General features: G+C 40.7%; 8 protein-coding genes and 1 tRNA gene. All 9 read right to left on the bottom strand.

Annotation, left to right across the window (positions count from 1 at the left end; genetic code table 11):
* The coding region (locus PHE24_06565; protein ID MDD4902765.1) for an HAD-IC family P-type ATPase at positions 1 to 2,312 on the bottom strand (2,312 nt) is incomplete at its 3' end.
* A 66-nt stretch (positions 2,313 to 2,378) separates the two neighbouring features.
* Entirely contained in the window at positions 2,379 to 3,482 is a 1,104-nt protein-coding gene (locus tag PHE24_06560; protein ID MDD4902764.1) for an alpha/beta hydrolase, read from the bottom strand.
* A gap of 169 nt (positions 3,483 to 3,651) precedes the next feature.
* The gene (locus tag PHE24_06555; GenBank protein MDD4902763.1) at positions 3,652 to 5,406 is read right to left on the bottom strand and encodes a hypothetical protein; all 1,755 of its coding nucleotides are present in this window, start codon (positions 5,404 to 5,406) and stop codon (positions 3,652 to 3,654) included.
* A gap of 42 nt (positions 5,407 to 5,448) precedes the next feature.
* A complete protein-coding gene (locus tag PHE24_06550; protein ID MDD4902762.1) occupies positions 5,449 to 6,555 on the bottom strand; it encodes a DUF262 domain-containing protein in 1,107 nt (368 codons plus the stop codon).
* A gap of 1 nt (position 6,556) precedes the next feature.
* Positions 6,557 to 7,678, bottom strand: a complete 1,122-nt coding sequence (locus PHE24_06545; protein MDD4902761.1) for an adenine-specific methyltransferase EcoRI family protein — start codon at positions 7,676 to 7,678, stop codon at positions 6,557 to 6,559.
* Between the two features lie 4 nt (positions 7,679 to 7,682).
* Positions 7,683 to 8,444 (bottom strand): hypothetical protein, encoded by a 762-nt coding sequence (locus PHE24_06540; GenBank protein ID MDD4902760.1) that lies wholly within the window; start codon positions 8,442 to 8,444, stop codon positions 7,683 to 7,685.
* A 368-nt stretch (positions 8,445 to 8,812) separates the two neighbouring features.
* Positions 8,813 to 8,897, bottom strand: a tRNA-Ser gene (locus tag PHE24_06535).
* Between the two features lie 5 nt (positions 8,898 to 8,902).
* Positions 8,903 to 9,154, bottom strand: coding sequence for a GIY-YIG nuclease family protein (locus PHE24_06530; GenBank protein MDD4902759.1), 252 nt, complete (start codon positions 9,152 to 9,154; stop codon positions 8,903 to 8,905).
* Between the two features lie 421 nt (positions 9,155 to 9,575).
* Positions 9,576 to 10,736, bottom strand: coding sequence for a hypothetical protein (locus PHE24_06525; protein MDD4902758.1), 1,161 nt, complete (start codon positions 10,734 to 10,736; stop codon positions 9,576 to 9,578).
* Positions 10,737 to 10,916: the final 180 nt, after the last annotated feature.

Here is a 10,916-nt window from a genome sequence, read left to right as displayed (position 1 = left end):
GTCACGACAAAGGAGCATGTTCCGGCGATCAACAGGAATCCGGTTATCCCGGTGAGGATAGTCTCTTTCTGGCTGATCGGTTTTCTCCCCATAATATTCTTGTCTTGCGGCTCAAAGCTTAACGAAAGGCAAGGCAGAGAATCAGTGATCAGATTCATCCACAATATCGCCAAGGGCATCAGAGGAAGCGGCCAGGCGAGCAAAAGAGCGAAAAGCACGACAAACATTTCATCAACGTTGGCGGTGATGTGCGCGGTGATGGATTTTTTCATATTATCGTAAACTCTCCTTCCTTCGCGCACCGCACTGACAATGGAAGTGAAATTGTCGTCTAAAAGGATTATGTCGGAAACATCGCGGGCGACATCCGTGCCCCTTATCCCCATGGCAATGCCGATATGCGCTTCTTTCAAAGCCAGAATATCATTAACGCCGTCGCCGGTTACCGCCACGACTTCTTTTTGTTTTTTAAGGCATCTGACTATCTTGAATTTAAGTTCGGGATTGATTCTCGCGAAGATCGCTTTTTCTTTTACCGCGTCATTGAATTCTTTTTCCGAAAGCTTTTCCAGCTCGCGCCCTTCGATCGAATCGCCAATCAATCCGATCATCTCCGAAACCGCCTTGGCGGTGATCACCGAATCCCCGGTAACCATCTTGATCTTTATCCCGGCGCTGATGCAATCCCCGATCGCCGCTTTTACCTCTTTTCTCGGAATATCCAGCATCCCTTGCAGGCCGGCGAAGACCAGCTCGTTCTCGGCGATTTCCTGATTGAATTTTGTCGGAACTTCTTTAAAAGCGAACGCCAGAACCCGCAAGGCTTTGGCGGCCATATTCTCATAGATCGAATGCAATTCTATTTTCCTTTTATCGGTTAAATCGATGATCTTCCCATCGGCCATTTCCCTGTCGCAATGCTTCAGGATTATATCCGGAGCGCCCTTGGTATAGCTGACAAGCTGATCGCCCTTTTCCCTGACGATGGACATCATCTTTCGGTTCGATGAAAATGAATATTCCTTGATCCTGATCTCTTTTTTCACCTCGTCTCCCTTGATCAGGCCGGAGCTGTATGCCGAAAGCACCAGGGCATTTTCGGTCGGATCGCCAAAAACTTCCGTGTTCTTATCTTTTATCTCCAGCCGCGCGTTATTGCACATTATCCCGATCCGCAAAAGCAGCATCAGCTCTTTATTCTTTTCGGGAGAAACTTTTTTCCCTTCAAGCAAAAAATTCCCGCCGATAATTTCAAAATGCTTATTATCGCAGTGGATCGCCGCGACTGACATTTTTTCTTCGGTTAGCGTGCCGGTCTTATCGGTGCAAATCACCGTCGTCCGCCCGAGAGTTTCCGCCGCCGGAAGTTTTCTGACCAAGGCGTTATACTTCTGCATCTTCTTGATCGCGAAAGCGAGGGTGATGGCGATAACCGCGGGCAACCCTTCGGGAATTACGCTGACCGCCAGCGCCACGCCGGTTAAAAGCATCTGAAAAATATCCTCGCCGCGCAAAGTGCCCACGATGGTAGTGATCACCGCCAAGACCAAAACTACGATCGCGACCTTCTTGGAAAAAGAATCTAATTTTTCCTGCAGAGGGGTTCTCGCCGGCTTTATTTCCTGGACAAGCTTGGCGATCCTTCCGAATTCCGTGGCCATGCCGGTGGAAACGACAACGGCCCGCGCGCTTCCTCTCGCCACGCTTGTCCCGGCGTAAATCATGCCTTCCCGGTCAGCGAGCTCTATTTCGATCGGAACTTTTTCCGTGGATTTATTTTGCGGGAAGCTTTCGCCGGTGAGCACCGCTTCGTTGGTTTGCAGTTCATTAACATCCAGCAGCCGGCAATCCGCGGTTATTTTATCGCCCTCGGAAACGCTCAAAATATCGCCCGGAACGATTTCTAAAGAAGCTATTTCCAAAACCCTGCCCGCCCTTATTACTTTTACTTTCGGAACGAGCATCTTTTTCATTTCCGAAATTATTTTTTCCGCTTTGTATTGCTGGAAAAATCCCATGACCGCGTTCAGGATGATTATCGCGACGATCAGCCCGAAATCGAAATAATGCCCGATAAAAAAAGAAAAAAGCGCCGCGACGAACAGGATAAGGATAAAAACGGATTTGAACTGCTCGAAAAAGATCAAAAAGATGTTTGATCTTGAGACTTGCTTCAATTCATTCACCCCGTATTTCCCCAGCCGGAACAAAGCTTCTTTATTGCTCAAGCCCTCTTCGCTCGTCTTCAATTCGGCCAATACTTCCTTTTTTTCCAAACTATGCCAATAAAAAATTTTGTCTGTTTTATTCATAAATTTAATCTTATTATACCAAAAAACCGCCCCAATTGAAAGGCGGTTTACGGAAAAAACACCCGGCTATTCCAGCGCCTTTAAATATTCGTTCACTATCTTGATGAATACTTTGGGTTTCGATAAGTGAACATCATGAACGGCATTGGCTTTTGCCACTTTAATATTTTTTACAATAGAGCGGGCCTTTTCAACATCATTATCGTCCAAGGCGCCAAGCAGGCCCCAGGTTTCATGCCTTGACCAGCGCGCCTGGATCAAAAGCACGGGGCAGTTGATCTTTTTCAACGTGCTTTCCGGTTCAAAGCCTTCAGTCAACCGGCCGTCGATCGTTGCTCTTGAGAAATCAACATCATACTCGCACAAAAATTTAAAACCCACCCTGCCATTGAACGGAGCGAGCGGTATATCGTACATTTTTGCCGGCCGGAATTTTTTATTAAGCTCAAACAGGCCGACGATGAATTTGGCTATCCACGGAGGAATGAGAAAAAGTTTTTCATAGCCGGGTTTGGGGATCCCCTGCTTCATAAAAAAGCCCAGCACGTCTCTCTTTGGTTTTCCCAGGCACTCGACAGCGACCTCGAACAGGCGATACATATATTTTTCTTCCTTGATCCTTGGCCACATGGAAGAAAAGAGCGGCGGGTCTTCGCTGATCGCAATAGAAACAAATTCAGGCGCGTTGGCCGCCAGCCAAAGCGAAAGAATGGCCCCGGAAGAAAGTCCGGAGACGATCGCCGGTTTCTTAACGACATTTTTTAAAAATTCTTTAAAGTCTTCGCCGATTATGTTATAAGAATATTCTCCCGGAGTGCGAGTTGATTTTCCGTGCCCGCGGACGTCGACAATGAAAACGTGGTGATTTTTTGAAAAATTCGGGATCACCAGTTTATACCCCTGCCAAAATTCCATTTGCCCGGGAATGAATAATAACGGCGGGCCATTGTCCGGCCCCTCGACGTAATTCAAGGTCACCTTCCCGGTATCGAATTTTTTTTCGGCAAATCCTTTGGGAATGCTTTCGACCGCCGGCATAAATGGATTAAAAACAATAAAAATCAGGATTATAAAAAGCCCGAGGATCACCCAGAGCATCGGTATCTTAAAGAATATTATGGCCAAGACCGCTAATATTCCGATGATATTATACAAAATTGCTTTTCCCATTTGTCTTGATCATATCATACATCACTCCAAAGATAAAACCTCCTGATCAAAAAACAGTTCTAATATTAGAACTGTTTTTATGTGCGGTGCCTTTTGGACGAAATCCGAACTTTTTTTGAAGAAAATCCGGACGCCGAATTTTGCGCCAGCGAAGCTGGCGCGCCGCCATTTATTTTTCTATTTCTAAAAGTAATAATCCAACCAACTCCAAAAATTCTTTCCTATATAATTCTTTTAGTTCAGAATCATCACAAATCTTTTTAATTTCCGCACTTTCGATTTCCACTTTTACTTTTTCCAATTTTTCTTTTCTGACTCTTTTTACTATTAATTTTCTTTCTGCCTCCGTAAAACTTTCCCACCTTTTAGACTCATCTTCTAATAAATTGTCTTTATATAAAGTAAGTATTCGCCAAAAGTGGAAGTACTTTAAAATAATTTGAATGGTTTCCTTTTTTTGTGAAATTTCTTCTGCCCTCATCATTTCATTAAGTCTTTTATCCCGACCTTCTTTACTTTCCTCAACAGACCCAGACCACGATACGCTTACGCCCAAAATGTAAAAATTAGGTTCTTTTTCCAAGGCATATTTTAGTTCGCTTGAGGAAAATAACATCAAAAAAGCTGTAAATAATGATGAATGTACATTTGGGAAAATGCCGTTTATTACCTCTGTTAGATCTTTATCAAAATTATCTTTATCATCTTTCTTAAATATCCGATCCCTTGACCATTGTAAAAATTCATACAAAACAACGTGAGATATTCTATTATCTTTGTTAGCGATTGTTATTTTCCACTCCGCAGGAAAATCATGTTCCCAAATTCCATAGTTTGATGGCGCGTTATCTATTTCGTTAAAAAAAGTAGGGCAAAAACTTGCAAAAAGACTAGTTACATAACGCCGATACTTTCCTTTCTCTTCTTCATCTTTAATTTTGTCTAACTTTTTCTCGCTTTCCTCGATATGTTTTTTAAATGATGAAAAAAATTGATATGGACCGCTTCCGTCTTTGAGCAAAACTTTGACAATTGCTTGAAAAAATTCACCCCCAAAATAATGCCAATTCCAAAAACGCTCTCTTTTTGTGTTGGTTTTTTTGTATAATTTCAATGCCCAATCTCTAAATGTTGGAAAATATTTTTGCGAAAAGAAGCTTTGTATTCTTTTTTCTGTATTATAACCTTTTAACCAAAGTTGTTGCTCATTCCAAAATGCCTCATTCCACTCAAATACTTTTGGCAAGATTTCATAACCTACTGAAAAACCATCACGCTTTTCAATATTATTCGCATAAGTTTGCGCGAGTTGAACGGCAAGTTCAAATTTTCCATAACTTACAGCGTCGTCAATATGAGCTATAAAAATGTTTGTAAAATCCCTTTCGTTAATTTCCGACTTTTCAGACCAAAAAGAATTCCAAGCTCGAAATAATTTCTCTGATTTTTTCTTATTCTTGAACCTAAAAAAATTTGAAAAACTTAATTTCCTTAAAAAAGGTATTTCAAACTCTGATTTATGTCCTTCAGAAAATCTCAAAATCTTCTTAAATGGCTTCCAGAAAAGAAAAATTAAAATTACCGCGACAATTATGGACAAAATTTTTACTGACAACGGAGTATCAGTTCCAGAAAAAAACGCAAAAAAGACTATACCAACAATAGAGAGCCAAAAGACTTTTTTCGTGCCAAGCACCTCATCACTTAAAACCATTTTTTCAAATTCACTCCTTTTTTCTTTTTTAGAATTTAGAATATCCGTAAGAAAAACAATCGCAAATGGAATAAAAATCGCCAAAACACCCAAAATAATATTTTGAAAAAGTGACGGATCAAGATTCTGCAAAAAAGGTTCAAGAAAATTATTAATGTTTTGCAAAAGACATATTCCCGATATCCATATTTGTTGAATTACTTCTGTCATTTTTTATTCAGTCAAAATTTTAAAAACTTTTTTTCTAGGGTTTTATTTTCCAGATTTAGTTCTATTATCTTGTTTACATAACATCTGGCAATTTTCTACAACCGTTTTTCCACCCTCATACCAAGGTTTTATATGATCGGCTTCCATTTCTTCAATTTCCCATTTCTTTTTCTTATTCTCGCCTTTGCAGTTCGGACAAATGCCTTTTTGCCGCTCATACGCCTCGCGCTTCATTTTTTCCGCAAAGACTCGGATATTCAGAAATTTTTCATTCCTGGTTAAAACGTACTCGTAAATACCGGATTTTTTAGTCACATCTTCATCTTGCATCAGCTTAGTTATTTCTTTCTCCAGTTTCTTTGAATCAAATTTTTTATCTTTAAATTGATTGTACAGCTCGCCCCACGGCACGTTACTCATTTCCCGACGATAATTTGGAAAAATCTCTCGCGTCCAAGCGATTACCTTTTGAAAATATTCCCACAATTCGTCGGCATCTGCGCTGTGCTGATGTTTGGCCATATAATCTTCGATCTTGCCGTCGTTGATCCAAAAGAGCGCGGTTTCTAAATACTCTTGCCGTATTGGCGACCCGCTCACCAATTGTCCGCCGTCGTTTGCCAACAGATACGCCGCGCAATTTGATTTGCTAAATTTTAATTTGGCGTCGGAAAGCCACGGCCCGGTATAAACTGCGTTACGTATTTCTTGATCAGTCAATTTTTCCCCGGCTATATTAATAATCCTAAACCAGTCCAACCGTTCTTTGTCCGTGCCTTCGCAAAAATAAATCATCAATTGGTAATCCAAAATTTTATCCTGTTCTTCTTTGGTTAGATTATGAAAAAAGCGGTCGTTAAGCGAAAAATCGCCATTAACATATTGTCCAATGCTGATAGTGCGCTGTTGGCCATCCAATACTTCGTAGCCGCCATCTTCCCTGATCATCCAATACATCACATTCAGCGGGAAGCTGTTTTTTATAGTTTCTATCACAGCATCGCGCTGTTTTTCTTTATACACAAATTCACGCTGATATTTCGGCCGGATATTCAAATTGCCGCCATAAGCCGTCACGCCCTCCTCGGCGCTGTCTTTATAGTCGGCTATTACTTTACGAATTGAAATTTTGTGCAGATCAATTTTCATATTATTTTTTTACCTGTTTATTTTTAATAAGTACTCGGGCATAAGGGACATCTACAATGCCATTTTTAATCATATATAAATCGCCATCAACGGCACCTCTTTTTTGAATTTCCTTTCTATACTTTTTATGCTCTTTTTTATAAGGTTTAACCCCAATTTCTATTCCTGAATTAGATATGCCCAAACCAATAATCTCAAATTGTTCTGGATTATATTTATCTACAAACGTAATAGGCACACCCATAGCACCCTTGTAATCAGAAGGTATGTCTATGTATGTATCTATATTAATAGCGTCGTAATTATCATACTTCGGATATTCTTCTGGAGTGTATTTTTTGTAAAGCGTGATGCATTGCTTATGTTTTTCTACTTCTAGGTTTGTAAACCAACACGAAGTTGAAACTCTAGCAATTTTTTTGCCAGCCTTGTCTATATGGTGAAACTGTTCCCAATCATCAGGCACTACAAAAAACATACCGACGTTAAAATTAGTATAACCCGTGCGCAACTTATCATCTTTAACGAGTTTAAATATTTCTCTATAAGTTAACGCATTTGTATTTCCAATAATCAAAAATTTTTTCTTACACTCCACTAACTGCGCCATGTACTCCCGAAATAACGAAAATGGCGGGTTAGTTACCACGATGTCTGCTTGTTTAAGAAGTTCAATACACTCCGCACTGCGAAAATCTCCATTACCTTTAAGTGGGGTGGCGATGTTGGAGTCGTTTTTTAAGAGCCATGCTACATCAGACAACCCCACTGCGCCGTCGGCATCATTGTCGGATACTTCATTTATCTCTATCTTAAACGGCTCTTTGCCGTCCGGTTTTAATCCTTTTATTTCAAATAAAGATAATTGTCCGCCGGCAATTGGCGATTTTGTATAACTGGTGGTAATCAACTTTTTGAGACCAAGAGCATTAAAATTGGCGGCAAAATATTTAAAAAAGTTACTTTCGAATGGATCGTCGCAATTACAATAAACAACTTTTTCCCGAAATTGGTCTTTATAGTGCTTTAGTTCTTTTTCAATATCAACAAGCTGGGTATAAAACTCATCTTTTTTAGCGGCACTCGCTTTGTGTAAATTTGTATTTAAAAATTTTGCTACCATAAACTTATTTTTCTTCTTCTTCGTTTTTAGAAGCTGCTGATTTTGAATTTGAAAAAGCAGATTTCATTTGCCCCAAAAGCCCCAATCTTTCCTTTCTTTCTTCCGGTACTACATACATTTCATGGAGCGTTGCTTTTGTTAGTTCTATAATAAATCTCAATTTGGGAGAATCCCACGCTTCCCACGATCCCTCATGCACATTATCACTTGCTAATTCTTGAATGTCGCCAAGTGCGTCAAATAGTTCTGGTGCAACACTTTGGAATTTTGATTTTAGATTTTTTATGCTTGCCTGATAATCGGCGCGTCCTGTTTTTTCATTTTTTATAACTACTTTTTCGTATACTAATAATTCGTAAATTGTTTTTCTCAAACAAGCGGATGCGCCGACGAGCAAATTTGCCTGTCTTGCTTTTTCTGATTCAAAAATAAGTTCTCTGATTTCGCGCGGAATTCTTTCATCAAGAGCAAAAAAAGATGATGGTTGCGAAAAAAACATTTTTGAATCAATGTCAATTTTTTCGCGAAAACGATTTCGAGAGCTACTATATTGGCCCCTCTCTTGAATATCTTCGTAACTAAAATGTAAGGATTCTTTCTTACAAGAATCACACGAAACTATGTACACATAGCATTTCTTTTTTTCAGCCCAATCAAAGTCTGTCGTTTGATTTAAGGAATAGCTAACATGATTCCGTTTGCAAAACGGACAATTATATTTATAAGCGTCTATAAAATATTTTTTGTCTAGATGGGATAAGTCCATATTTTTATTTAAATAATTGGTTCCGTCGCAGTCTCGCCTCGGACTGCGACGAGTTTTAAATAACCACTTTTAATCTATTATTTTAGCACTTTATAGCCCCGAAGTCAATTTGAAAATTTGCACACTTTTGGTGGCGGCGCGGCCAAATTTGTTTCAGAGAAACAATAATCCCGTCACCTTGTGGCCAGCCCCCTGGATTTGGTCACGGTCGCTAAGTCTCGCTTGCCCGCGGCGGGCGGCGCTCACTAAGCGCCCCGACCCGGCCTCGGCGGTCCGCCCGGGGCAGACAACGCCTCCGTCATTCAAATCCCTCACCTTCCCAAATATAAACAAAACAACCTGACGAAGGTCAGGTTGTTTTGTTTATGCGGAGAGTGAGGGATTTGAACCCTCGATGCCTTTCGACATGCACGCTTTCCAAGCGTGTGCACTAGACCACTATGCGAACTCTCCAATTTTTATTCTTTGAATAATCCTAGCAACTTTTTAAATTTAATGCCCCCCTTATAACTTTTAATCTCTTTTTCGCGTTTTAAAGCATCCGTCCTGCTTTTATGATCTTCGGTATAAATAATATCCCATGGCAAACCATTTTTAGTTGACCTTACAACCCCGGAATTATGCCTCAAAATCCTTTCAGTCAAATTCTCAGTCTGGCCGATATAATAACGTTTCGTTTTACTGCTTTGTAAAATATATATTTTATACATACAATCGTTTTCTCCCGCGGGCGCCCCTTTGGGGCTGCGGGACAGGCAAGCATGTGCACTAGACCACTATGCGAACTCTCCCAAAGTAGTGTTTGTATTATTTGTTGGTTGTCTCGACTGAAGACCACCCCGCCCAAGGCGGGTCCGCCTGGGGCGGATATGCGAACTCTCCAGTTCGGGTCTTCATCGATTATTTAATAAATATCTGACTCGGAATCAGATATGATAATGTAATCATATAGTATATTAAAATGTAGAATATTTCAATATCTTCGAATAATTTAAAAAAATCCTCGAATACAGATAACACACCCCGTCCCGACGAGGCGTCGGTCCACCCCTCTCTAGAGGGGAATTATAAAATAAAAGCCCCGCAGATCCATCTGAATCTGCGGGGAAAGAATGTACGATAACAATTGAATTATGGCTTGGTAGCGAACTTCCAGCGCGCGCCTTCGGCGAGAACATTGCCATATTCATCAACGACTTTTGAAATCCGGCAAATATACTGCATACCTGGCTTTAAAGTGACACCAAGCGACATCATGTCACCGTAAACCGACTCGCCGTTTTCCTGTAATCTTGTACCGACAGTTCCCACATCAATTGCCACTCCTGGCGCCACTTCTTCGATCGAAAAATCCTGATTGGGCATTTCGAAGAAACTCGCCAGCTGATGATTAAAATGAACAATTAAATTAGTATTTGTAGTACTTGCAGAAACAATCGTATCACCAGGCTTTGGATAAATACTCGTTATGGCAAGAGGCGCGTCGTCAACGAAAGAGACGGAAGTGTTCACTGCCATCTGCTTGACTTCTGTTACCGACACTTCAACTATGTCGTCATCAAATCCCTTGGTAATGTCAAACAAGCCAACGTACTTTTTCCCGCCATAATAAAAATTAAAATTCTTCTTAACAGGGTAAAAAAATACGTAGGTTACATAACCATTTACCGCCACGGGCTGTCCGGACATGCTTGAATATCCGTTGACGACACCCTGGCCCAGCAAACTATCAAGGACGCCATTGAGCGGGGTCGATCCGTTTGTGAGCAAAAGACCAAAGTTGTAGTAGCCATTAGCATAAAGACTGATGTTCAAATCGGTGGTATCAGTAGCGCCAATTCCCACCGGAGAGCGGGATTGATACTGGAAATCGGTTATGGATACTGAATCGGTTCCGACTTTGATTTTTCCATAAGCGTAGCACTCCACATAATACGAACCGGAATCAATTTCCACCGTTCCTTCGCATACCCCTGCTTTTACCGGGAAATTAAAGGAGTAAGTTGGAGGAAAAGAATTACTTCCGACTTTTTTGAACTGCAGATTGATCAAGGATATTCTGGACTTCAGATGAGTAATCAACGCTTTGCGCTGGGTAATCGTCAGACTGTCGCCAATTACCATTGTTTTTTCCAGTGATTCCTGAGTGCCAAAATCAAGCGCGAAGTGTACGACTTTGCCGGTTGAAAGGTTTGAGCTGTTCGGCGCATTGGGCGCGTTAAGGGAAGAACAGCCGGAAAACAGAACGATGGACGCGAACACGCAGGCAATAAGACCAGAAATAGCTCTCATGGAGCCTCCTTATTGTGAAGTTATGGGTGAAGGCGTGATTTTTTGAACAAAAAAATTGTCAATGAACTGAACGATTATCATATCATAAAATATAAAAATTGTCAATATAATACAAAAAAACAGCCCAATAAGGGCTGTTTTGATATTTTATCTTATATTCGGTTTTTTAAAATGCCAATC

It is taken from the genome of Patescibacteria group bacterium, from assembly GCA_028707065.1.
Lineage (GTDB): Bacteria > Patescibacteriota > Patescibacteriia > Patescibacteriales > WJLG01 > JAQTUZ01.
The sequence above is the reverse complement of the archived record's forward strand: the minus strand, read 5'-3'. Positions and strand labels throughout refer to the sequence as shown.

Coding starts and splice junctions, on each gene's coding strand:
- PHE24_06525 (MDD4902758.1), bottom strand. CDS start 10,736: ATGAGAGCTATTTCTGGTCTTATTGCCTGCGTGTTCGCGTCCATCGTT.
- PHE24_06530 (MDD4902759.1), bottom strand. CDS start 9,154: ATGTATAAAATATATATTTTACAAAGCAGTAAAACGAAACGTTATTAT.
- PHE24_06540 (MDD4902760.1), bottom strand. CDS start 8,444: ATGGACTTATCCCATCTAGACAAAAAATATTTTATAGACGCTTATAAA.
- PHE24_06545 (MDD4902761.1), bottom strand. CDS start 7,678: ATGGTAGCAAAATTTTTAAATACAAATTTACACAAAGCGAGTGCCGCT.
- PHE24_06555 (MDD4902763.1), bottom strand. CDS start 5,406: ATGACAGAAGTAATTCAACAAATATGGATATCGGGAATATGTCTTTTG.
- PHE24_06560 (MDD4902764.1), bottom strand. CDS start 3,482: ATGGGAAAAGCAATTTTGTATAATATCATCGGAATATTAGCGGTCTTG.
- PHE24_06550 (MDD4902762.1), bottom strand. CDS start 6,555: ATGAAAATTGATCTGCACAAAATTTCAATTCGTAAAGTAATAGCCGAC.